This window comes from Dactylosporangium sp. NPDC051541 (genome assembly GCF_044454505.1).
Classification (GTDB): domain Bacteria; phylum Actinomycetota; class Actinomycetes; order Mycobacteriales; family Micromonosporaceae; genus Dactylosporangium.
This window is the reverse complement of the sequence record NZ_JBITDU010000007.1, coordinates 275,537-297,014: the sequence shown is the minus strand read 5'-3', so window position 1 is coordinate 297,014 and position 21,478 is coordinate 275,537. Positions and strand designations below refer to the sequence as shown.

22 protein-coding genes and 1 pseudogene are annotated in these 21,478 nt (G+C 73.6%); 10 read left to right on the top strand and 13 right to left on the bottom strand.

The genetic code is table 11. The features are described 5' to 3' along the window. Positions 1-4: 4 nt before the first annotated feature. Positions 5-817, bottom strand: a complete 813-nt coding sequence (locus tag ACIA8L_RS30585; protein ID WP_395910038.1) for an MBL fold metallo-hydrolase — start codon at positions 815-817, stop codon at positions 5-7. 8 nt (positions 818-825) lie between these two features. Next, positions 826-1,407 (bottom strand): dihydrofolate reductase family protein, encoded by a 582-nt coding sequence (locus tag ACIA8L_RS30580; RefSeq protein ID WP_395910037.1) that lies wholly within the window; start codon positions 1,405-1,407, stop codon positions 826-828. A 76-nt stretch (positions 1,408-1,483) separates the two neighbouring features. On the opposite strand from ACIA8L_RS30580, the gene ACIA8L_RS30575 reads away from it, so the two are divergent. Further along, positions 1,484-1,972: a winged helix-turn-helix transcriptional regulator gene (locus ACIA8L_RS30575; RefSeq protein WP_395910036.1), complete on the top strand. Its 489-nt coding sequence runs from the start codon at positions 1,484-1,486 to the stop codon at positions 1,970-1,972. A gap of 75 nt (positions 1,973-2,047) precedes the next feature. Here the strand turns inward: ACIA8L_RS30575 and ACIA8L_RS30570 are convergent, their stop codons facing one another. From ACIA8L_RS30570 to ACIA8L_RS30555, 4 genes are read right to left on the bottom strand one after another with little or no spacing between them, the layout of a single operon-like run. Next, positions 2,048-2,455: a universal stress protein gene (locus ACIA8L_RS30570; RefSeq protein WP_395910035.1), complete on the bottom strand. Its 408-nt coding sequence runs from the start codon at positions 2,453-2,455 to the stop codon at positions 2,048-2,050. Next, the gene (locus ACIA8L_RS30565) at positions 2,449-2,661 is read right to left on the bottom strand and encodes a hypothetical protein (RefSeq protein WP_395910034.1); all 213 of its coding nucleotides are present in this window, start codon (positions 2,659-2,661) and stop codon (positions 2,449-2,451) included. The genes ACIA8L_RS30570 and ACIA8L_RS30565 overlap by 7 nt, the downstream gene beginning before the upstream one ends. Positions 2,662-2,665: 4 nt before the next feature. Beyond that, positions 2,666-3,499 carry a slipin family protein gene (locus ACIA8L_RS30560; RefSeq protein ID WP_395910033.1) on the bottom strand — a complete coding sequence of 278 codons (834 nt, stop codon included), beginning with the start codon at positions 3,497-3,499 and terminating at the stop codon, positions 2,666-2,668. After that, entirely contained in the window at positions 3,496-4,791 is a 1,296-nt protein-coding gene (locus ACIA8L_RS30555; protein ID WP_395910032.1) for a wax ester/triacylglycerol synthase domain-containing protein, read from the bottom strand. Before ACIA8L_RS30555 ends, ACIA8L_RS30560 begins: the two co-directional genes overlap by 4 nt. Before the next feature lie 107 nt (positions 4,792-4,898). On the opposite strand from ACIA8L_RS30555, the gene ACIA8L_RS30550 reads away from it, so the two are divergent. Together ACIA8L_RS30550 and ACIA8L_RS30545 are read left to right on the top strand one after the other, a co-directional pair. Further along, positions 4,899-7,481 carry a cation-translocating P-type ATPase gene (locus ACIA8L_RS30550; RefSeq protein ID WP_395910031.1) on the top strand — a complete coding sequence of 861 codons (2,583 nt, stop codon included), beginning with the start codon at positions 4,899-4,901 and terminating at the stop codon, positions 7,479-7,481. After that, positions 7,478-7,891 carry an Hsp20/alpha crystallin family protein gene (locus ACIA8L_RS30545; protein WP_395910030.1) on the top strand — a complete coding sequence of 138 codons (414 nt, stop codon included), beginning with the start codon at positions 7,478-7,480 and terminating at the stop codon, positions 7,889-7,891. Before ACIA8L_RS30550 ends, ACIA8L_RS30545 begins: the two co-directional genes overlap by 4 nt. 151 nt (positions 7,892-8,042) lie before the next feature. On the opposite strand, the gene ACIA8L_RS30540 is transcribed toward ACIA8L_RS30545, so the two are convergent. Then, positions 8,043-8,999: a universal stress protein gene (locus tag ACIA8L_RS30540; RefSeq protein ID WP_395910029.1), complete on the bottom strand. Its 957-nt coding sequence runs from the start codon at positions 8,997-8,999 to the stop codon at positions 8,043-8,045. Positions 9,000-9,042: 43 nt separating this feature from the next. Then, positions 9,043-9,720, bottom strand: coding sequence for a CBS domain-containing protein (locus ACIA8L_RS30535; protein WP_395910028.1), 678 nt, complete (start codon positions 9,718-9,720; stop codon positions 9,043-9,045). Between the two features lie 362 nt (positions 9,721-10,082). Here ACIA8L_RS30535 and ACIA8L_RS30530 point away from each other — a divergent pair, with 362 nt between their 5' ends. The 6 genes and pseudogenes from ACIA8L_RS30530 (at position 10,083) to ACIA8L_RS30505 (ending at position 14,252) form a co-directional block, all read left to right on the top strand. Beyond that, positions 10,083-10,298: a three-helix bundle dimerization domain-containing protein gene (locus ACIA8L_RS30530; RefSeq protein WP_395910027.1), complete on the top strand. Its 216-nt coding sequence runs from the start codon at positions 10,083-10,085 to the stop codon at positions 10,296-10,298. 22 nt (positions 10,299-10,320) lie between these two features. Continuing rightward, entirely contained in the window at positions 10,321-11,343 is a 1,023-nt protein-coding gene (gene gap / locus ACIA8L_RS30525) for a type I glyceraldehyde-3-phosphate dehydrogenase (protein WP_395910026.1), read from the top strand. Between the two features lie 56 nt (positions 11,344-11,399). Next, the gene (locus ACIA8L_RS30520) at positions 11,400-12,608 is read left to right on the top strand and encodes a GAF domain-containing protein (RefSeq protein ID WP_395910025.1); all 1,209 of its coding nucleotides are present in this window, start codon (positions 11,400-11,402) and stop codon (positions 12,606-12,608) included. Then, positions 12,581-12,718, top strand: a pseudogene (locus ACIA8L_RS30515) (MerR family transcriptional regulator); the annotation flags it as partial. The gene ACIA8L_RS30520 and the pseudogene ACIA8L_RS30515, both read left to right, overlap by 28 nt. Positions 12,719-13,185: 467 nt before the next feature. After that, positions 13,186-13,359, top strand: coding sequence for a hypothetical protein (locus tag ACIA8L_RS30510; RefSeq protein WP_395910024.1), 174 nt, complete (start codon positions 13,186-13,188; stop codon positions 13,357-13,359). Continuing rightward, on the top strand, positions 13,356-14,252 hold the full coding sequence (locus tag ACIA8L_RS30505; protein WP_395910023.1) for an ABC transporter ATP-binding protein: 897 nt from the start codon (positions 13,356-13,358) through the stop codon (positions 14,250-14,252). The genes ACIA8L_RS30510 and ACIA8L_RS30505 overlap by 4 nt, the downstream gene beginning before the upstream one ends. A 169-nt stretch (positions 14,253-14,421) precedes the next feature. On the opposite strand, the gene ACIA8L_RS30500 is transcribed toward ACIA8L_RS30505, so the two are convergent. The 5 genes from ACIA8L_RS30500 to pflB form a co-directional block, all read right to left on the bottom strand. Next, on the bottom strand, positions 14,422-14,682 hold the full coding sequence (locus ACIA8L_RS30500; protein WP_395910022.1) for a hypothetical protein: 261 nt from the start codon (positions 14,680-14,682) through the stop codon (positions 14,422-14,424). 40 nt (positions 14,683-14,722) lie between these two features. Next, positions 14,723-15,280 carry a hypothetical protein gene (locus tag ACIA8L_RS30495; protein ID WP_395910021.1) on the bottom strand — a complete coding sequence of 186 codons (558 nt, stop codon included), beginning with the start codon at positions 15,278-15,280 and terminating at the stop codon, positions 14,723-14,725. A 215-nt stretch (positions 15,281-15,495) separates the two neighbouring features. Then, on the bottom strand, positions 15,496-15,774 hold the full coding sequence (locus ACIA8L_RS30490; protein ID WP_395910020.1) for a hypothetical protein: 279 nt from the start codon (positions 15,772-15,774) through the stop codon (positions 15,496-15,498). Between the two features lie 8 nt (positions 15,775-15,782). Then, complete coding sequence (gene pflA, locus ACIA8L_RS30485) at positions 15,783-16,511, bottom strand: pyruvate formate-lyase-activating protein (protein WP_395910019.1); 729 nt, start codon at positions 16,509-16,511, stop codon at positions 15,783-15,785. Next, positions 16,508-18,769, bottom strand: coding sequence for a formate C-acetyltransferase (gene pflB / locus ACIA8L_RS30480; RefSeq protein WP_395910018.1), 2,262 nt, complete (start codon positions 18,767-18,769; stop codon positions 16,508-16,510). Before pflB ends, pflA begins: the two co-directional genes overlap by 4 nt. 117 nt (positions 18,770-18,886) lie before the next feature. Here pflB and ppdK point away from each other — a divergent pair, with 117 nt between their 5' ends. After that, positions 18,887-21,478: a pyruvate, phosphate dikinase gene (gene ppdK / locus ACIA8L_RS30475; RefSeq protein ID WP_395910017.1), complete on the top strand. Its 2,592-nt coding sequence runs from the start codon at positions 18,887-18,889 to the stop codon at positions 21,476-21,478.

The following is a 21,478-nucleotide window of genomic DNA, read 5'->3' as shown; positions in this document are numbered from 1 at the left end:
ATGATTATGCAACCCGGAAGCGCTGCGCCTGTGCCCCGTGCACGTCGGCTACCCACTCCCAGCCGGGCTTGGCGGCCGGCCCGATCCGCGGGTCGTCGGGGGTCTTGTGCTGCTGGAGCGCGAGGACGTAGGCCCGGTCCAGCTCGATCCGCGCCCGCGCCTGCCCGGCCCCGCCGACCGAGCCGTGCCCGGGCACGACGACCGCGACGTCGCCGACCACGTTCTCCAGCAGCTCGAGCGCGGCCAGGTAGTCGTCGAGGGCGTCGGGGGTCGCGTCCAGGCCGAACATGGGGATGAGGACGTCGGAGAGCATGTCGCCGGCGACGAGCACCCCGCTGTCGTCGATGAGCAGGGCCGCGTGGCCGGGTGCGTGGGCCCGGTGCTCGACGATTCGCACGCGCGGGCCGGCCCAGGGCACGTGGGTCGTCCCGGCGGGCAGAGCGGTGACCAGGCCGTAAAGGTCGAGGGGGACGTGCTCGGCGATCCCGGTCTCGGCCAGGTGCTCGATGATCTCGGCCTTGGCGTCGGGGTTGGCCAGCTCCTCCGCGACCGCCTCGGCGCAGCGGGCCGTGCAGTAGCGGGGCGGCGCGCCGAGCTCGGAGTGCCAGAGCAGGTGGTCCCAGTGCGGGTGCGTGGCGAACCCGGCGACCACGGTCTGCCCGCGCGTGGCCAGGTCGTTCGCGAGGCAGGCCAGTTCGTGGTCCTGGATGCCGGGGTCGATGAGCAGCACACCCTCGCGGCCGTGTACGGCTATGGCGTTGCTCTGGACGAACTCGCTCTCGTGGACCAGCACACCGTCGGCGACCTGGGTCAGCACTTGCGCTCCTAGTTCTCGTTGCGGATCTCATAGTGGTGCATCGTGACGCCCTGGTCGAACGCCTTGTGCTCGAGGAGGTCGAAGTCGAGCGGGGCGTCGTAGTCGTCGAACAGCGGCCGGCCGAAGCCCAGGTATGACGGGTGGACGAAGAGCAGCAGTTCGTCGAGGAGCCCGGCCCGCAGCAGCTGCGTGGCGAGCGTCGCGCCACCCACGCCGATCGTGCCGTCGGTCTCCTTGCGCAGCGCCGCGAGCTGCTCGATCGCGTCGTCGCCGCCGAAGATGCGGGTGTTGTGCCCGGCACTGGTCCGGGTGCGGGAGACGAGCACCTTGGGCGCGTCGGTCCAGATCTCGCCGTACTCCCGCATGAAGTCCGGCAGCGACTCGTCCCCGCGGGCCCGGGGCCAGTACTCCTCCATCGTCTCGTAGATGACCCGCCCCTGGACCATGGCCGCGAGCCGGCGCGCCCGTGCGTTGAACTCGCGGTGCAGCACCTCGTCGATCCGCAGCCACTCACCGGCCCCGTCGTCGCCGGGCACCTGCTCGATCCGCAGGTCGAGGGACACATTCATCCAGTACAGGAACCGGCCCATCCGACTACCTCACCCCTATAGTGATTGCGATCTGCAACCACTATATTGGTGGCGTAAAGGCTGTCAAGGAGGAACCGTGGAACCACGCTCCGGGTGCCCGATCAACGCCGCCGTCGAGATCCTCGGAGACCGCTGGTCGCTGCTCGTCCTGCGCGACGTCATCTTCGGCGACCGCCGCTACTTCCGGGCCCTGCTCACCGGCTCACTGGAGGGCATAGCCTCGAACATCCTGGCCGACCGCCTGGTCCGCCTCGTCGAAGCCGGCCTCCTGACCCGCGGCACCGCCGCTCGCGGCCAGCGCGCCCGCTACAGCCTCACGGAAGCCGGCATCCAGACCGTCCCGGTGATCTACGCCCTGGGCAACTGGGGCCTCGACTGGCGCCCCGGCACCGCGGAGCTCCGCACCCGCCAGCACCTCATGCGCACCGAGGGCCCGGCATTCGTTGAGGAGCTGATGGACGAGCTGCGAGTCCACCACCTGGGCGCCGAACCCAAACCCCACGACGGCCCGACCCCCTTGGAACGCCTGGCCGCCGCCTACGCCGCCGGTTCGTCAGGCACCTGACCCGCGCGAACCGGACCGTACTGACCAGGCCTTGAGCACCTCGCGGGCGACGAGCAGGCCCGCCATCCCCTCTCGTCATTGTCGATTCCTGGCATCTCCGTCGCCGTCCGGCCCCGCGGGCGCCCCGTCTTCCGGATGCACCACCACAACCGGGCAACCGGCCTGATGGACCAACGTGTACGCGGCCGGACCGAGCACGCCGCCGGACAGGTCGTCGCGGCGATGGCTGCCGACCACCGTGAGCCCCGCGGAGGCGGACGCCTGGACGAGCGTTCGCGCCAGGTCCGGTGTGTGCCACCCTCCGGTTGCCGTCTTGACGTCCGGGAAGGCCGCCGACCAGTCGTCCAACGCAGCGGTGAGCGGACCGCGGCGCGGGTCGCAGCCGGACAGCACCCACAGCTCCGCGCCGCGCAGCTGCGCTGCCCGGAAGGCAAACGCGAGCACCGCGGCGGCGGGATGCCGCCCGTCGACCGCGGCTACCACCGGAGCACCGGGCCGGGCCGCGCCGCGCCCGCGTCATCGGGCGCGCCCTCCACGGCCTGGATGTCACACCGCGGTGGCACGCACCATCCGTCGGCGTGCATGATCCGCAGTGCCAGGCCGCGGCGGACGGCCTCGGCGGCGTCGTGGTCGACGGCGGCGAGCGCGGACCGGCCGCCGTCGACGCCGACCACTACGGGCGGAGCCATCGCCTCAGCCCTTGACCGGCACGCCGTTGCCACTGCGCGGTGCGGGCACCGTCGCGGCGAGCGGCGCCGGCGCGGCCGCGGCCGCCTCGCGGGCCAGGAACGAGCCCAGCTCACCGATGGTGCTCATCAGCGGGGCCGGGAACACCACGGTCGTGTTCTTGTCCACGCCGATCTCGACCATGCTCTGCAGGTTGCGCAGCTGTAGCGCGAGCGGGTGGGCCATCATGGTGTCGGAGGCGTCGCCCAGCGCGGCCGCGGCGAGCGACTCGCCCTCGGCGTTGATGATCTTCGCGCGCTTCTCCCGCTCGGCCTCGGCCTGGCGGGCCATCGCCCGCTTCATGCTGTCGGGCAGCTGGATGTCCTTGAGCTCGACCAGTGTGACCTCGACGCCCCACTCGGTGGTGGTCACGTCGAGGATCTCGCGGATGTCGACGTTGATCCGGTCCGTCTCGGCGAGCGTCTCGTCCAGCGAGTGCTGCCCGACGACCTTGCGCAGGGTGGTCTGCGCGATCTGGTTGATCGCGGCGCGCACGTTCTCGATCGCCACGACCGACTTCACCGCGTCGGTGACCCGGAAGTAGGCCACCGCGGACACGTCGACGCTGACGTTGTCGCGGGTGATGATGCCCTGCGACTGGATCGGCATCGTGACGATGCGCAGGGAGACGCGGTGCATCTGGTCGATGACCGGGATCAGCAGCCGCAGCCCCGGCGGGCGCGCGCCCACGATGCGGCCGAGGCGGAAGACCACGCCCCGCTCGTATTGTTTGACGATCCGGATCGACAGCGCCGCGGCCGCCACGACCACGGCCGCGAGCACGATCAGCACGGTGTTCATGAGCCACGCTCCTTCGCGTGTTGTAGTCCCGCCGGAGGGTGTCCGGCGGGGTGCAGCCGGCGCCATTCGCGGCGCATGCCGTCCAGCAGAACCGGGAGGTCAGGGACGCGGGCGCGGTCGGCGATCGCGGTGATGACCAGGTCGCCGGCGTAGGACAGGGCCAGGAAGCTGACCGTCATGTTGCCGGCGATGGCGCCGACCGGCAGGAGGTGCAGGACGGGGGCGCCGAGGGCGTGGATCGGCGCCGGTGGGCCGGGCAGATTGCTCTCGGCCAGGTTCACCATGTGCTGGTGGCGGCTGATCCGGCGGGCCAGGCCGGTGCGGGCGGCGAGGACCATGCAGTGCTGCTGGGCGACGGGCGCCTGCTCGCGCTTCGCCCGGGCGGTCGCGGCCGCTATGGCGCGCAGCCTGTGCTCGGCGTCGGTTCCTTGCAGTGGTACCGGCACCAGGAAGCTCCCGTTGTGGTTGCCGGCGTTGCCCCGCTCGTCCGGCCCGCGCAGTGACGCCGCCACCGCGACCCGCAGCTCGACGCCGTCTGTGCGCTCACCCCGGGCCGCGAGCAGCGCCCGCAGCCCCCCGGCGGCCACGCTGACGACCACATCGTTGACCTTCCCACCGGCGGCGTGCGCGACCGCCTTGGCCGCGGCGAGGTCCAGGTGGGTGACGCCCAGCCGGCGGCCGGGGCCGACGGGGGCGTTGAGCGTGGTTCTGGGCGCGCCGCGGACCTGCCGGATCGTGCGCCAGACCGCGGCGAGACTCCGGGCCGGCCGGTCCCGGCCGCTCACCGGATCCCAGTCCCGCCGGGCCGGGTCGAGCAGCGCATCGATGAGGCGCATGACCGCGACTCCGTCGCCGATCGCGTGGTGCAGCGCCACGATCAGGGCAAGCCGCCGATCGGGCAGGCCGGTGACGACCCACAGCCGCCACAGCGGCCGGGTCCGCGGCAGCGGCGCCGCCAGCAGGCGCTCCGCCGCCCGCAGCAACTCCGCCTCGCCGCCCGGCGGCTCGAGGACCACCGCCGACACGTGCCGCTCGATGCGGAACGCCGGATCGCCGGACCACCGCGCGCGCCCGAGCGGGCGGCGGCGGATCATCTGGCGCAGCCGCGGCGCGGCCGCCACGCCGTCACGCAGGCGGTCCTGAATCTCGGACATCCGCGGGTCACCGGCGTCGTCCAGCAGCGTCCGGCCGTCGAGCACCGCCACCACGGCGACGTGCATGGGCGTGTCCGCGGCCTCGACGGCCAGGCTGGTCAGATCGAACGCGCTGAGCCGGTCGGCAGCCTGGGCCATGGGTCCACCGTGCTCCGGACGGGCCGCTACGGGGCAGGGGCCACCGGTCCGGTCCCGGGGGACATTCGGCCCTGAACGAACGGGCCCTGGCGAGCAACCGTGGAAACATGACGGCCCCTCCAACGCTCGGCGCCGCCGGTCTCTCCAGCACCGACGCCGCCCGGCTCCAGCAGCGGTACGGTCCCAACGAACTTCCGGCGCCCCGGCCGCCCTCGATCACCCGCCGGGTCCTCGCGCAGCTGCGCGACCCGCTCATCGTGGTGCTGCTCGGCGCGATGGTGCTCACCGCCGTGCTGCGTGACTTCAGCGACCTCGCGGTCATCCTGCTGGTCGTCGTCCTGAACACCACGGTCGGCGTGGTGCAGGAGATCCGGGCCGACCGTGCGGTGGCGGCGCTGCGGCGGATGGCCGCGCCGTCGGCCAGGGTCCGTCGCGACGGCGTCGACGTCACGATCCCGGCGGCGCGGCTCGTGCCGGGCGACGTCGTGCGGATCGAGGCCGGCGACATCGTGCCGGCTGACCTCGCCGTCCTGGAGGCGGTCCGGCTCAGTGTCGACGAGGCGGCGCTCACCGGCGAGTCGGTGCCGGTCGCGCGCTCGGCTGGGGACGAGCTTTTCGCGGGTACCGTCGCCGCCGCCGGACGTGCGGTCGGAGCGGTGAGCCGCATCGGGCCGGCCAGCGCCTTGGGGCGTATCGCCGCTTTGGTCGCCGGGCAGCCGCGGCGCCCGACGCCCTTGCAGCGGCGCCTGGCCGGGCTGGGGCGGGTGCTGGCCCTCGCCGCCGTCGGACTGTCCGGGGTGGTGCTCGCCGTCGGTGTCGCCCGCGGCCAGCCGGTCGGTGAGATGCTCCTGGCCGCGGTCAGCCTCACCGTCGCGGCCGTGCCGGAGTCGCTGCCGGCCGTGGTGACCCTGGCCCTCGCCCTGGGCGCGCACCGGATGGCGCGGCAGGCCGCGATCGTGCGGCGGCTGCCGGCGGTGGAGACGCTCGGCTCCGTCACCGTCGTCGCCACCGACAAGACCGGCACCCTCACCGAGGGCGTCATGGCCGTCGAGCGGCTCCTGCTGCCCGACGGCGCCGCGGTCGCGCTCACCGGCACCGGCTACGAACCGGCCGGGCGGGCCGAGCCGGCACCGGGACCGGCCGGGCGGCGGCTGGCTGAGGCGATGGTGCTGTGCAACGACGCCGCCCTCGCCGCACCCGGCCCCGAGCAGCCGACGTGGCGGCCGGTCGGCGACCCGATGGAGGCGGCGCTCCTGGTGGCCGCGGCCCGCTGCGGCGTCTCGACCGACCTGCGCGCGGCGTACCCGCGGGTCGGCGAGGTGCCGTTCGACGCGTCCCTGCGCCGGATGACGACCGTGCACCGCCACCCCGCCGGCGGGCATCTCGTCGTGTGCAAAGGGGCGGCCGACGTCCTGCTCGGACCGGCCGGGCCGGTGCGCATCGACGACGCCGGGCGGCAGCGGGCCCTGGACGCGGCCGCGGCACTGTCCCGGGCCGGGTACCGGGTGCTCGCCGTCGCCGCCGCCCGGCCGGACGAGCCGCCGGCGGACCCGGAGCAGGGCCTGGACCTCCTCGGCCTCGCCGCCCTGGCCGACCCGGTCCGCACCGAGTCGGCGGACGCCGTGTCCGCGTTCCACGACGCCGGGATCGAGGTCGTCCTCATCACCGGCGACCACCCGGCGACCGCCGCGGCCGTCGCCGAACGGGTCGGCATCACCACCGGCCCCCCGGCGACCGCGCTCGGCGACGACGCGGCCAGCGCCGACCCGCGCACCCCGGTGTACGCGCGGACCGGCCCCGAGCAGAAGCTCACCATCATCGGCCGGCTGCAGCACGAAGGCGAAGTCGTCGCCATGACCGGCGACGGGGTCAACGACGCTCCGGCGCTGCGCCGGGCCGACATCGGCGTCGCCATGGGCCGCGGCGGCACCGAAGCCGCCCGCCAGGCCGCCGACCTCGTCCTCGCCGACGACAACCTCGCGACCGTCGGCCGGGCCGTGCGCGAGGGCCGGCGCATCTACGCCAACATCCGCCGGTTCCTGGTGTACGCGCTGTCGGGCGGCACGGCCGAGGTGCTGATCATGCTCGCGGGGCCGTGGCTCGGGCTCGCGGTACCGCTGCTGCCGGCCCAGATCCTCTGGATCAACATGACCACCCACGGCCTGCCCGGCGTCGCCCTCGGCGGCGAACCGGCCGAGCCCGGGCTCATGCGCCGCCCGCCCCGCCGCCCCGGCGAGGCGATCCTCGGCGGGCTCATCGGCCGCATCGCGCTGACCGGCGCCCTGATCACCGCGGTCGCGCTCGGGGCGGCCCTGTGGACCCGGCACACCGGCGGCCCGTGGCAGGCGATGCTGTTCACCGTGCTCGGCCTGGCCCAGCTCGGGGTCGCCCTGGCCGTCCGCAGCCGCGGCGCGCGCACGCACAACTGGGGCCTGGACCTCGCCGTCGCGCTGTCCCTGGCCCTGCAGCTCGGCGCGCTGTGGGTGCCGTGGCTGCGGGACCTGCTCGGCACCGAGCCGCTGAACCTCTGGCAGCTCGCGGCCGCGGCCGGGTTCGCGGCGGTACCCGGCCTCGTCATGGCGCTCATCGGGCCGAACGGCCGCACCCGTCCGGGCCGGACGTCCTACACCCCGGCGGGCGCGGCGGCGTCTGATGGAACCGGAACAACGCCGGAAGGAGGCGTGAGATGAGCACGACCAGCAGGCTCTTCCCGCTGGACCTGATGCAGTGGCCGAACACGCTGTTCGGGATGCAGGGCGTCCGGGTGGAGGAGTACACCGACGGCACCACCTACGTGGTCCGCGCGGAGACACCGGGCCTGGACCCCGAGAAGGACGTCAAGGTTTCCGTGTACGGCAACCGGCTGCAGATCCGCGTGGAGCGCACCGAGGAGCGCGTGGACAAGGCGCACTCCGAGTTCCACTACGGCACCTTCGCCCGCTCGGTGCAGCTGCCGGGCAACGCCGCCGAGGAGGGCATCACCGCCACCTACGTGGCCGGCATCCTGGAGATCCGGGTGCCGCTCGCGAGCGCGGTGCCGCCGGGCCGCGAGATCCCGGTGACGACCAAGCCGGCCACCGCCGCCGCGAAGCAGAAGTGACAGCCAATGGCCGGGCCGGCCGGATCCGTGTGGATCCGGCCGGCCCGGCCGTCGGTACGAGCCGCCGTCGCCTACTTCAGCCAGGGCGCGCCGGACGGGAGCTGGCGGATGCGCCGCCGTGTGCGAGGGTGGCCATGGAACTCGCTTCCTTTCACATCGATGTCGGTATCTGACTGTCCGAGCGTCGCGAACTCCACCCGGCCGGCCCAGAGGACTCCGGCCCGAAGTCCGGGGACGTTGGGCCCGGGCCGGGCCGGCGAACGTGCCGGCGCGCCGAGCGCACGACCGCGACCGGGCACGCGGCGTTGCGCACGAGCACCTCCGCCAGTTGCCCCACCGGGCCGGGCGCTGTCGCCGGACGCGGCTGCGCACCCCGATCCCGATCACCGACCACCATGAGTCCGGCTTCCGCCGAGGCGTCGAGCAGGCGCGCCACCGGATCGATGCCGGTGAGCACGTCGACGGCGACCGGCACGTCCGCGAGTTCGCCGCGCCAACCGGCGATCGCCTCGTTGACGGCCTGCCGGGCCGCCGCATCGTCGGGCCAGCGTCCGCTCTCGAACGGCCGCACACAACAGACGCGCAGGCCGCCGCCGCGCCATTGGGCCGCGGCGAACGCGAACGGCACGGCGGGCGAGTCCGGCTCCACGGGGTCGAACTCGAGCACGACCTCGCTGCGGGCCGGCGGGGTCGGGCCGACGACCATCACCGGGCAGGCGGCGCTGATCGCCACGCGGGCCGCGGTCGAACCGGCCGGCCCGCGCCGCGCCGTGTGCAGTCCGGACCGGCCCACCACCAGCAGGCCGGCCGATCTGGAGGCGCGCAGCAGTGCGGCGGCCGGCGTCGTCTCACTCACCACGGCCCGCACGTCCAAGCCGGGGTGACGCCGCCGAAGGTCGTCGCGGACCGCTTCGGTGAGCATCCGCCCGGCCACGGCGGTATCCGCGGCGATGTTCGGCGGCAGCAGCAGTGCATAGGCGGCCGCCGGAAGCCGGGCATGGACCAGACGCAAAGATCGGTGGGCCGCGACCGCCTCGGCCGCGGCGAGCCGGGCCGCCGCCAGTGCGGCGTCGGATCCGTCGACTCCGGCGATGATCCTGCTCAGCATCGGGCTACCCTCCCCAGGACGGGACCGCGGGCGGTCAGGCGTCCTAGGTGTATCGGTGCTGCAATGTCGTGTCGTCGAAGCCCCATTCGAGGTCCTCGGTGACGCCGACGACGCCGTCGAGGGTCCGGGTGAGCCGGGCGGCGATCTGTGCCGTACTGCGCCGGTCCACCTTGCCGGTGAGGGTGACATGCCCGGCGGCGACGGTGACCTCCACCTCGATCGGGTCGAGCCACAACACGCCGAGCAGGACCCCGTCGAGGACGTCGGCCCGGATCTCGGCGTCGGTGCGCAGGTAGCGGCGCAGCAGGTCGCGGCGGGCGACGATGCCGATCAGGTTGCCGTCGTCGTCGACGACCGGCAGCCGCTTCACCTCGTGGTGCTCCATGAGCTGGGCCGCGCTTGTGAGCGGTACCCCCGCCGCAACTGTAACGGCCGGGCTCGACATCAGGTCGCGGGCCGTCTCACCGGCCGCCTTCTCCTTGGCCCGCCGCGCCCGCCGCCGCTCGAACAGCCCGGCGTGCACCTCGGCCCCGTTGAACTCCACCTTGTGCAGCAGGTCGGCCTCGGACACGACCCCGATCACCTTGCGGTCGTCGCCGACCACGGGCACGGCGCTCACGCCCATGTCGACGAGGAGGTCCGCGATCTGCTTGTAGCCCAGGTCGGGCGAGACCGTGACCACGCTCGTGGTCATCACATCGCGTACCAGCAGCGCACGCATCGCCGGCTCCCTTCTCGTAGCGTCTGCCTCAACGGTCGCCCCGCGCCCGCCCCGCACACGGGCCGAAGGACCTGATTTCGCCGGGACGGAATGCTGTGCGCGGGCGGTCAGGCGGGCCAGCGCGTCACTCATCGCCACGCCCAGCGCGGCCACGCCCGCGCCCAACAGCACCACTCGCAGGTTCGGATCACGCATCGCCACTGCCCTCCTCGCGGTTGTCGTCACCTTCGACGGTGCGGCCGGGCCGGGCGCGGCGCCTGAGGCTCGAGGCCCGTATCGGCGGGACGTTGGCCCCTGTTCGCGGCGGCGGCCGCGGCCGATCGTGGACATCGACGGAGCCGTGAACGCTGGAGGGGATCGCCATGCTGGCCATCGAGTACAAGACGAAGATCGAGGAGCACGCGATCGCCCACTGCACCGAGCGGCTGATCCACCAGTACGCGGGGCGGCACGACGCCGCGACGGTGCGCGCGACAGTGCAGCGCATCTCCATGCTGTATGCGGACGCCGACGTGCAGGCGTTCGTCCCCGTCCTCGTCGAGCGCGACGCCCGCCGCCTCCTCGACATGCCGGAATGACCCCGAGGCCCAGGAGGTTGTCATGACGTATCGAATCGCCATCAACGGTTTCGGCCGGATCGGCCGCGACGTTGTCCGGTGCCTCGTCGAGCGGAACCTGCTCGGCGGACCGATCACCGTGGTCGCCATCAACGACCTGTTCGACACGGCGAGCCTGGCGCACCTGCTGCAGTACGACTCGACCTTCGGGCGGCTGCGGACCACGGTCGACGTCGATCCGTCCGGCGGCGGCTTCAGCGTCGGCGGGCAGTACATCGAGGTGGTCCGCCAGCGCGACCCGGCGTTCCTGCCGTGGGCCGACCTCGACGTGGACCTCGTCATCGAGTCGACCGGGCGGTTCCGGGCCCGCGACGACGCCGCGACCCACCTCAAGGCGGGTGCCGGCAAGGTGCTGATCTCGGCACCGGGCAAGGACGTCGACGCGACGATCGTGCTCGGCGTCAACGACGCGTCGTACGACCCGCAGCGCCACGACATCGTCTCCGCGGCGTCCTGCACCACCAACTGCGCCGCGCCGATGGCCCAGGTGCTGCACAACGCCTTCGGCATCGAGCAGGGCATGCTCACGACGGTGCACGCCTACACCAACGACCAGGTCGTGCTCGACGCCCCGCACAAGGACCCGCGCCGGGGCCGGACCGCGGCCACGAACATCATCCCGACCAGTACCGGCGCGGCCAAGGCGATCGGCCTGGTGCTGCCCGAGCTGGCCGGCCGGCTCGGCGGTGTCGCGCTGCGGGTGCCGGTGGAGAACGGCTCGATGACCGACCTCACCGTGCGCGTGGCCCAGCCCGCCACGGCGGAGCAGGTCAACGCCGCGTTCGCCGCGGCAGCCGCCGGTCCGCTCAGCGGCGTGCTGCGCTACAGTCAGGAGCCGCTGGTCTCCCGCGACATCATCGGCGACCCGTCCTCGTGCGTCTTCGACTCCGGCCTGACCGCCGCCGACGGGCACCTGGTGAAGGTCTTCGGCTGGTACGACAACGAGTGGGGCTACACCAACCGCCTCGTCGACCTGGCCGTGCGGTTCTCCGAGGCCGGGCGGTAGGCCTCCGGACCGCCAGGACGGGGCCTAGCATTCCCGCCTTCCTTCGCGGCACACTGGTGCCGACGACGGGGAGGCGGGCGCTGGGCGTGGTCCAGGACGGGCACCTGGTCCGGTTCCTGCACGAGGGGATGGAGCAGGAGGTCGTGGCGCGCATAGGGCCGCTCCCGGCCGGCAAGGGGCTGCTCGGCGACCTCGTCGCCGAGCCCCGACCGATCCGCGTCGCCGAGATCGCCGATCATCCGGCATCGTCGGGATTCCCCGAAGCCCATCCGCCGATGCACAGCTTCCTCGGGGTGCCGATCCGGGTCCGTGACGACGTGTTCGGCAACCTGTACCTCGCCGAGAAGCAGGGCGCGCAGCAGTTCAGCGGGGACGACGAGGAGGTCGTCAAGGCACTCGCGGCCGCGGCCGGGGTGGCGATCGCCAACGCCACCCTGTTCGACGAGGCCCGCCGGCGGCGTGACTGGCAGGAGGCCGTGACCGCCGTGACCACCGCGCTGTTCCGCGGCGCCGGCAGCGAGCAGGCCATGCGCTGCATCGCCGAGTGCGCGCAGCAGGCGGCCGGGGCGGCCGGGGCGAGCTTCACGGAGCCGCCTGACGGCACGCGGACGGACCTGCGGGTCACGGTCGGTGCCGGCCTTCTGGAGCCTTGGCACGGACGATCGGTCCCACCGGTCGGCACCCTGGCCGCGAGTGTGCTGGCCAGCGGCGAGGCGGCGCTCGTGGCCGACCCGCGGGCCGATCCGCGCACCGCCGAGGCGGTCGCGCTCGCGCCCGGCCTGGGCGCCATGATGGCGGCCCCGGTGCGCGGCAACCATGGTGTGCACGGTCTGCTCGCCGTCGCCCACCGCCGCGAGGCCGGCCGGTTCGACCGCGCCGACCTCGAGCAGCTCACCGCCTTCGCCGTGCATGCCGGCCTGATCTTGGACGTGGCCGACCTGCGCCGCGAGAACGAGCGGATCCAGACGCTGGAGGACCGCCAGCGGCTCGCCACGCAGCTGCAGGACACCCTCGTGCGGGACCTGTTCGGGGCTGGGCCTGTCCCTGCAGGGCGCCGCCGGCCGCGGCACCAGCCCCGAGGCGCAGGCCGCCCTCGCCGCCAGCGTCGACGAGCTGGACCGGATCATCCGGTCGGTGCGCACGGCGGTGTTCGCGATGGAGCCACGGACCGAGCGGGACTGATACCCGGGCCTGCGGACCTTGCGTGTGACGTTACGTCACTGCGCAGAATGGCCTCGTGCGTGTCAAGGAGCTCGCGGAGCTGACCGGGTCCACGGTGCGGACGATCCGCTACTACCATCAGATCGGCCTGCTGCCCGTGCCCGCGAACCGTCGCGGCCCCCGCGACTACGACCTGTCGCACCTGGCCCGGCTCACCCGGGTCCGCTGGCTGGCCAAGGCCGGGGTGCCGCTCGACCGGATCGGCGCGCTGCTCGGTCCCGGGCCGCCGCGGGAGGCCGTGCTCGCGGATCTCGGCGGGATCGTCGCGGCACTGGACGTACAACTGGAAGCCTTGCGGGAACAGCGGGAACGCACCCTGCGCCTCATGGACGCGGCCCGGGCCGGTGATGTCCTGTCGCCGCTGCCGCCGGTCGTGGCGAGCTTCTACGACGAGCTCGCCGACCGGGCCGCGGACGAGGCGACCCGGCACGAGATACGCCGGGAGCGGGACTTCATGGAGCTCGCCTACTACCGCGGCGACATGCCGCCGGGGGCCGAGGCGGTCTACCGGGGGCTCGCCGACGCCGGGCTGGCCGAGAGCCTCACGGCGTTTCGGGACCTGGCCGACCGGGCCGGCCGGGGCACCGACGCGAGGAGCCGGCCGCCGCGACCGTCGACCGGGTGCTGCGGCGCCTGGGGCCGGCGCTGCCCGAGCTCGCGCGCTCGCTCGACCCCGCGGTCGCCCGGCGGGCCGCCGACCTGTACGTGCGCTTCAGCGCCGACCGGGACCGCGACCTGGCGCGGGCGATCGCCGATCGGCTCATCCACGCCATCGAGGGGGTACGCCACCGATGACCGCGACCGCCGCCGTCGACGTCCGCGGGCTGGTGAAGCGGTTCGGCCGCTTCGCCGCCGTGGACGGGCTCGACCTGACCGTCGCCCCGGCCTCCGTGCACGGGTTCCTCGGCCCGAACGGGGCCGGCAAGACCACGACCATCAGAACCCTGCTCGGGCTGTACCGCGCCGGCGCCGGCACGGTCCGTGTCCTCGGCCGGGACCCGGCCCGGGCCGCCGCGGCGATCACCCGCCGGACGTCGTACGTCCCCGGCGATGTGAGCCTCTGGCCGAACCTGACCGGGCAGCAGTGCCTCGACGCGCTGGCCGGGCTGCGCGGCGCCCGGGACGAGGCAGCCGAGCGGCGGCTCGCCACCGACTTCGCCATCGACCTGCGCAAGACGGTCCGCGCGTACTCCAAGGGCAACCGGCAGAAGGTCCTGCTGATCGCCGCGTTCGCCGCGCCGAGCGAGCTGCTGGTGCTCGACGAGCCGACGTCCGGGCTGGACCCGCTCATGGAGGAGGTGTTCCGCCGCCAGGTCCGGGCGGCCGCCGCGGCCGGGCGCACCGTGCTGCTGTCGAGCCACATCCTCAGCGAGGTCGAGCAGCTGTGCGACGCGGTCACCATCGTCAAGGACGGCCGGCTCGTCGAGTCGGGGCCCCTCGCACAGCTGCGCCACCTCGCCGCCTCCCGGATCACCGCGAGCGTCGGTGCGGCCGACCTGATCGGTCTGCGGGCCGAGCTGGACGGGTTCGGCGTGGTCGACGCCGGCGGCCTGACGCTCAGCGTGCCGCGGCCGCAGGTGCCGTCGGTGCTGGCGGTGCTGGCCCGCAGCGGCGCGGCCGACATCACGTGCACCCCGGCGAGCCTGGAGGACCTGTTCCTGCGCCACTACGAGGTGGCGGCCCGGTGACCGCCGTCGCGCTGCTGGCGCGCCGGCACCGGCTGATGATCGGCGCCTGGCTGCTGCTGCTCGCCGGCGTGTGCACCACCACGCCGGCTTACGAGAGCACCTATGCGACGCCGCAGCAGCGGGCCGTCGCGGTCGCGGCCGCCCGAGCCGACGCCGCGACCACGCTCATCTACGGTGAGCTGCCGCTGCCGGGCCGGGCGGAGCAGATGTTCGCCTGGGAGATCGGCGGCATCGCCACCATCCTCGCGGCCGTCTTCGCCGTGCTGCTCGGCGTCGCGCTGACCCGGGCCACCGAGGACGACGGCACGCTGGAGCTGGTCCGCGGCAGCGGGGCCGACCCGGCGACGCCGCCGCGCGCCGCCCTGGCCGTGCTCGGCGCGGTGGCTTTCGTGCTGTTCGGGGGTACTGCGGCCGCCGCCGGACCGTCCACGGGCGCCCTCGCGTTCGGGGCCGTGCTCGCCATGACGTTCCTACTGGTCGGCGTCCTCACCACCGTCCTGGCCCAACTCGCCCCCGCCGCGCCCGCCGCCCGCCGCCTCGGGTTCGCCGCCGTCGGCGCCGCGTTCGGCCTGCGCGCGGTCGCCGACGTCCGCCACGTGGCCGCGCTGAACTGGCTGTCCCCGCTCGGCCTGCGGGCCACGGTCCGCCCGTTCACGGCCGACCGCTGGTGGGTCCTCGGCGTGTACCTCGCGGCCGCGGCGGCGATCGCCGCGCTCGCCGTGCGGCTGGCGGCGCGGCGGGAGTACCGGGCCGGGCTGTTCGCCCGCCGCGAGTCCCGGCCGGCCCGGCTCCGCGTCCGCTCGGTGCTGGGCCTGCAGCTGCGCCTCGGCCGCCCCGACGCCCTGGTCTGGACCGTCGCCACGACCGCGCTGGCCGCGCTGTTCACCGCGATGGGCTCCGGGGTCGTCGAGCAGAGCCGCGGCGGTGACGTCGGCGGGTTCCTCGGCTCCCAGCTCGGCTCCGCGGACCCGGCCGCGGGCTTCTGCCGGTACACCTCGATCGTCCTGGCCTTGATCGTCTCCGCGCACACCATCCTGCGGACCTTGGAGCACCGGCACGACGAGGCGGCCGGCCGCGCCGACCTGGTGCTGTCGACGGGGGTGCGGCGCCCGGCCCCGCTGCTCGCCCATGCCCTCGCGGCCGCGGCCTCCGGCGGGCTCGTGCTGCTCGCGGCGGCGACGGTGGCCGCGCTGGTGGCCCCGGCGACCCTCGGCGGGCCCGGCAGCGCGCTGCGGATGTTCGGCTACGTCTGCGGCCAGTGGCCCGCGACGGCGGCCATGGCCGGCGGGGCGGCGCTGCTGGCCGGGTGCCTGCCCAGGCTGACCGGCCTGGCCTGGCTGCCGCTGGCGGCCGGCGGGACGCTGGCGCTGCTCGGCCCGCTGCTGGGCGTGCCGGCCGCGGTCGCCGACCGGGGGCCGTTCCAGCAGATGGCGGACCCGGCCGGCATCCTGGTGCTGCTCGCGGTGGCCGCCGCGGCGACGGTGGCCGGGCTCGGCGGGGTCGCCCGGCGCGATCTGCGCACCGGATGAGCTACGTCGTCTTGAGACCCGCGGCGCGGAACGCGGCGCGCACCTGCTCGGCCTGCTCCGGGGTGGGCGGCGGGGTGTCGTGCAGCGGGAACGGGATGCCGAGCCGTTCGTATTTCGGCGCGCCGAGCCGGTGGAAGGGCAGGACGTCGACGCGCTCGACGTTGCCAAGGCCCGCCGCGAACCCGGCCAGGCCCTCGACGTCGGCCGGGTCGTCGTTGTGGCGGGGCACCAGGACGTACCGCAGCCAGACGGGTGTGCCCCGGCGGGCCAGGCGGCGGGCGAAGTCGAGCGTCGGGGTGAGGTAGCCGCTGGTCAGCCGCCGGTAGCGGGCCGGGTTCCAGGCCTTGATGTCCAGCAGCACGAGGCTGGTCAGGTCCAGCAGTTCGTCGTCGGCCCGGGCCCCGAGCGCTCCGGAGGTGTCCAGGGCGGTGTGCAGGCCCAGGCCCCGGGCGCCGGCGAACAGCGCCCGGGTGAAGGCCGGCTGCAGCAGCGGCTCGCCGCCGCTCACGGTCAGGCCGCCGCCGGCCGCGCGCAGGAACTTCGCGAAGCCGCCGATCCGGTCCAGCAGCTCCGCCGCGGTGGTGGCGGTGCCGTCGCGCATGTGCCACGTGTCCGGGTTCTGGCAGTACAGGCAGCGCAGCGGACAGCCGGACAGGAAGGCCACGAACCGGGTCCCGGGACCGTCCACGCCGGTGGACAGGTCCCAGGAGTGCAGCCGGCCGGTGCTCATCGCGAGCCGTGGAAGGTGCGGCCGAGGACGTCGCGCTGCTGCTCCGGCGTCAGCTTGACGAAGTTGACCGCGTATCCCGACACCCGGATCGTCAGCTGCGGGTACCGCTCCGGGTGCGCCATCGCGTCGAGCAGCGTCGCCCGGTTGAGCACATTGACGTTCAGGTGGAAACCGCCCGCGCCCGTGTAGGCGTCGAGCAGGCCGGCCAGGTTCGCGGCGCGCTCCCCGTCGTCGCGGCCGAGGCCGTCCGGGGTGACGGTGCTGGTGAGCGAGATGCCGTCGCGGGCCGAGGCGAAGGGCAGCTTCGCCACCGACAGCGCCGAGGCGGCCATGCCGTGCACATCGCGGCCGTTCATCGGGTTGGCGCCGGGTGCGAACGGCTCACCGGCGCGGCGACCGTCGGGGGTGTTGCCCGTGTGCTTGCCGTACACCACGTTGGACGTGATCGTCAGGACCGACTGGGTGTGGATGGCGTCGCGGTAGCTCGGGTTGCCGCGCACCTTGTCCATGAACGCCTCGACCAGCCACACCGCGATGTCGTCGGCGCGGTCGTCGCCGTTGCCGTACGCGGGGTACTCCCCCTCGATCGTGTAGTCAACGGCGAGCCCGGTCTCGTCGCGCACCGGCCGCACGGTCGCGTAGCGGATCGCCGCGAGGCTGTCCACGGCCACCGAGAGGCCCGCGATGCCGCACGCCAGGAAGCGGCGCACCGGGTAGTCGTGCAGGGCCATCTCGAGCCGCTCGTAGGCGTACTTGTCGTGCATGTAGTGGATGATGTTGAGCGCGTCCACGTAGGTGCGGGCCAGCCAGTCGAGCGTCCGGTCGAAGGCCGCGAGCACCGTGCCGTAGTCCAGGACTTCACCGGTGACCGGTTCGGTCGCCGGCGCCACCTGGGCACCGGTCATCTCGTCGCGGCCGCCGTTGATGGCGTAGAGCAGCGCCTTGGCGACGTTCACGCGGGCGCCGAAGAACTGCATGTCCTTGCCGACCCGCATCGCCGAGACGCAGCACGCGATCGCGGTGTCGTCGTCGCTGTACTGCCGCAGCAGTTCGTCGTTCTCGTACTGGATCGCGCTGGTGTCGAGGGAGACCTGCGCGCAGAACCGCTTGAACGGCTCCGGCAGCGCCGGCGACCACAGCACCGTCAGGTTCGGCTCCGGCGCCGGGCCGAGGTTGTACAGCGTCTGCAGATACCGGAACGAGGTGCGGCTGACCAGCGTCGTTCGGGAATGGGAAGACATCCCGCCGATCGACTCGGTCACCCACGTCGGGTCGCCGGAGAACAGCTGGTCGTATTCGGGCGTGCGCAGGAAGCGGATGATTCGCAGCTTGATGACGAAGTCGTCGACGAGCTCCTGCGCCCCGGTCTCGGTCAACGTCCCCTCGTCGAGGTCGCGTTCGAGGTACACGTCGAGGAACGTCGAGGTCCGCCCGAGTGACATCGCGGCGCCGTTCTGCTCCTTGGTCGCGGCCAGGTAGCCGAAGTACAGCCACTGGATGGCCTCGCGGGCATTACGAGCGGGACCCGAGATGTCGTACCCGTACGAGCCGGCCATCACCTTGAGTTCCCCGAGGGCCCGCAGCTGCTCGGCCAGCTCCTCCCGGTCCCGCACGACGTCGGCCGTCGCCGCGTGGTGGTCCAGCGACGCCTTCTCCTGCCGCTTGGCCTCGATGAGGAAGTCCACCCCGTAGAGCGCCACCCGCCGGTAGTCCCCGATGATCCGGCCCCGCCCGTAGGCGTCGGGCAGCCCGGTGATGATCCCGGCTTTGCGCGCGGCCAGGATCGGCGGCGTGTAGGCGTCGAACACGGCCTCGTTGTGGGTCTTGCGGTACCGGGTGAAGATCTCCTCCACGACCGGGTCGAGCTCGTAGCCGTATGCGCGCAGGCCGTTGACGACCATGCGCAGCCCGCCGGTGGGCATGATGCCCCGGCGCAGTGGCGCATCCGTCTGCAGCCCCACGATCAGCTCGCGGTCCCGGTCGATGTAGCCCGGCGCGTGCGCGGTGATCGCGGCGGGCGTGTGCACGTCCACGTCGTAGATCCCGCGCTCCCGCTCCTGCGGGAACATTTCGGTCAGCAGGCTCCAGATGTGGGTCGTCCGGTCGGTGGGCCCGGCGAGGAACGTCCCATCACCGGTGTACGGCCGGGCGTTGTCCCGGATGAAGCCGGCGACGTCGATCGTGTCGCGCCACCGGCCGCCCTGGAAGCCGCGCCAGGCGGCGAGGCCGGCCGCTGCGGAAATGCTCGTGGTGGTCATGACCCCAGCCTTCCGCGCAACAGCCGCATCAGGCAGGGGCTGAAGTCCCGCGCGGCCCGGGCACTCGGCCCTACGCTCGTCGTCGCACCCCACCTAGCTTTGCCATGGAGGTGTGCGATGACCAAGTATGTGTACGACTTCGCCGAGGGCGGCCGCGACCTCAACGACCTGCTCGGCGGCAAGGGCGGCAACCTCGCCGAGATGGCCGGGATGGGGCTGCCGGTGCCACCCGGCTTCACGATCACCACCGACGCCTGCCGGGCCTATCTGCGCACCGGCCGGGAGCCCTACGGCCTCGCGGACGAGGTCGAGCTGCACCTGGAACGCCTGGAGGAGCAGGCCGGGCGCCGGTTCGGAGATCCGGACGACCCGTTGCTGGTGTCGGTGCGCTCCGGGGCCAAGTTCTCCATGCCGGGCATGATGGAGACCGTGCTCAACGTCGGCCTGACCGACGCCACCGTCGCCGGGCTCGCGGCCCGCACCGGCGACGAGGACTTCGCACAGGACTGTTACCGCCGCCTGATCCAGATGTACGGCCGGACCGTCTGCGGCATCCCCGGCGACGCCTTCGACAGCGCGGGCTCGTCGGTCCAGCGGCACAAGGCGATCTTCCGGCAGTACACCGGGCACGAGTTCCCGCAGGAGCCCCGCGAGCAGCTCGACACGGCCGTCCGGGCGGTATTCGACTCCTGGAACGCGGACCGGGCGGTGCTGTACCGGCGCCAGGAGCGCATCCCGTCGAGCCTGGGCACCGCGGTGAATGTGGTGGCCATGGTGTTCGGCAACCTCGGCGCCGACTCCGGGACCGGGGTGGCGTTCACCCGCGACCCGGCCACCGGTGAGCGCGGGGTCTACGGCGACTACCTGGCCGACGCCCAGGGCGAGGACGTCGTGGCCGGCATCCGCAACACGATGCCGCTGCAGGACCTCGAACAGCGCGACCAGGCCAGCTACGACGAGCTGATGTCGATCATGTCCACGCTCGAGGAGCACTACAAGGACCTGTGCGACATCGAGTTCACCATCGAGCGCGGCAAACTCTGGATGCTGCAGACCCGCGTCGGCAAGCGCACCGCCGCCGCCGCGTTCGTGATCGCCACCCACCTGGTCGACGAGGGCGTCATCGACCTCGACGAGGCGCTCAGCCGGGTGACCGGCACCCAGCTCGCACAGCTGATGTTCCCGGCCTTCGACCTGTCCGGGGGCGCCCCGCGGATCGCCACGGGGGTCGCCGCGTCGCCCGGCGCGGCCGTCGGTGCCGCGGTCTTCGACTCCCACCGGGCCGCCGAGATCGCCGCGTCGGGGACGCCGGTGATCCTGGTGCGCCGGGAGACCAACCCCGATGATCTGCCCGGCATGATCGCCGCCCAGGGCATCCTGACCAGCCGCGGCGGCAAGACCTCGCACGCCGCCGTCGTCGCCCGCGGCATGGGCAAGACGTGCGTGTGCGGCGCCGAGGAGCTCGAGGTCGACCTGGACAAGGGCCAGTTCACGACCAACGGTCATGTCGTCAGCGAGGGCGACGTCATCTCGATCGACGGCACGGCGGGCGCGGTCTACCTCGGCACGGTCCCGGTGCAGCCGTCGCCGGTCGTGCGCTACTTCGAGGGCGAGATCGCCCCCGACGCCGATCCCCTGATCCGCGCGGTGGACCGCATCCTGCGCCACGCCGACGACCGCCGCCGGCTCGCCGTGCGGGCCAACGCCGACACCGGCGCGGACGCCGCCCGGGCCCGGCGCTTCGGCGCGCAGGGGATCGGTCTGTGCCGCACCGAGCACATGTTCCTCGGTGACCGTCGCACACTCGTCGAGCGGCTCATCCTGGCCCGCACGCCGCAGCAGCGCGAGGCCGCCCTGGCCGAGCTGCTGCCCTGGCAGCGCGCCGACTTCACCGAGCTGTTCCGCGAGATGACCGGGCGGCCGGTCACCATCCGGCTGATCGACCCGCCGCTGCACGAGTTCCTACCCCCGCTGGAGGACCTGGCCGTGCGGGTCGCCCGGGCCGAGGAGCGCGGCGAGGACCCCGGCCACGACCGCGACCTGCTCGACGCGGTGCACCGCATGCATGAGGACAACCCGATGCTCGGGCTGCGCGGCGTGCGGCTCGGCCTGGTCATCCCCGGCCTGTTCGCCATGCAGGTGCGCGCCGTCGCCGAGGCGGCGGCCCTCGTTCCCGGCTCCCGCGCCGAGATCATGGTGCCGCTGGTCGGCGCAGTCCAGGAGCTGGAGACCGTGCGCGACGAGGCCCAGCGGCTGCTGGCCGAGATCGGCGTCGATGCCCGGATCGGGACCATGATCGAGGTGCCCCGGGCCGCCCTGACCGCCGGCCAGATCGCCCGCGCCGCGGACTTCTTCTCGTTCGGCACCAACGACCTGACCCAGATGGGCTGGGGCTTCTCGAGGGATGACGTCGAAGGAGCGTTCTTCGGCCGGTACCTCGAGCTCGGCATCTTCGGCGTCTCGCCGTTCGAGTCCATCGACCGTGACGGCGTCGGCCGGCTCATCCGGATCGCGGTCGCCGAGGGCCGGGCCGCGCGGCCGGACCTGCACATCGGCGTCTGCGGCGAACACGGCGGCGACCCCGACTCCGTGCACTTCTTCCACGAGGTGGGCCTGGACTACGTGTCCTGCTCCCCGTTCCGCGTCCCGGTCGCCCGCCTGGAGGCCGGCCGCGCCGCCGTGGAGTCCACCGGCTCCGACACCCGCTGA

Coding starts and splice junctions, on each gene's coding strand:
- ACIA8L_RS30550 (WP_395910031.1), top strand. CDS start 4,899: ATGACGGCCCCTCCAACGCTCGGCGCCGCCGGTCTCTCCAGCACCGAC.
- ACIA8L_RS30560 (WP_395910033.1), bottom strand. CDS start 3,499: ATGAACACCGTGCTGATCGTGCTCGCGGCCGTGGTCGTGGCGGCCGCG.
- ACIA8L_RS30535 (WP_395910028.1), bottom strand. CDS start 9,720: ATGCGTGCGCTGCTGGTACGCGATGTGATGACCACGAGCGTGGTCACG.
- pflA (WP_395910019.1), bottom strand. CDS start 16,511: ATGAGCACCGGCCGGCTGCACTCCTGGGACCTGTCCACCGGCGTGGAC.
- ACIA8L_RS30545 (WP_395910030.1), top strand. CDS start 7,478: ATGAGCACGACCAGCAGGCTCTTCCCGCTGGACCTGATGCAGTGGCCG.
- ACIA8L_RS30565 (WP_395910034.1), bottom strand. CDS start 2,661: ATGGCTCCGCCCGTAGTGGTCGGCGTCGACGGCGGCCGGTCCGCGCTC.
- gap (WP_395910026.1), top strand. CDS start 10,321: ATGACGTATCGAATCGCCATCAACGGTTTCGGCCGGATCGGCCGCGAC.
- ppdK (WP_395910017.1), top strand. CDS start 18,887: ATGACCAAGTATGTGTACGACTTCGCCGAGGGCGGCCGCGACCTCAAC.
- ACIA8L_RS30580 (WP_395910037.1), bottom strand. CDS start 1,407: ATGGGCCGGTTCCTGTACTGGATGAATGTGTCCCTCGACCTGCGGATC.
- ACIA8L_RS30540 (WP_395910029.1), bottom strand. CDS start 8,999: ATGCTGAGCAGGATCATCGCCGGAGTCGACGGATCCGACGCCGCACTG.
- ACIA8L_RS30555 (WP_395910032.1), bottom strand. CDS start 4,791: ATGGCCCAGGCTGCCGACCGGCTCAGCGCGTTCGATCTGACCAGCCTG.
- ACIA8L_RS30505 (WP_395910023.1), top strand. CDS start 13,356: ATGACCGCGACCGCCGCCGTCGACGTCCGCGGGCTGGTGAAGCGGTTC.
- ACIA8L_RS30530 (WP_395910027.1), top strand. CDS start 10,083: ATGCTGGCCATCGAGTACAAGACGAAGATCGAGGAGCACGCGATCGCC.
- pflB (WP_395910018.1), bottom strand. CDS start 18,769: ATGACCACCACGAGCATTTCCGCAGCGGCCGGCCTCGCCGCCTGGCGC.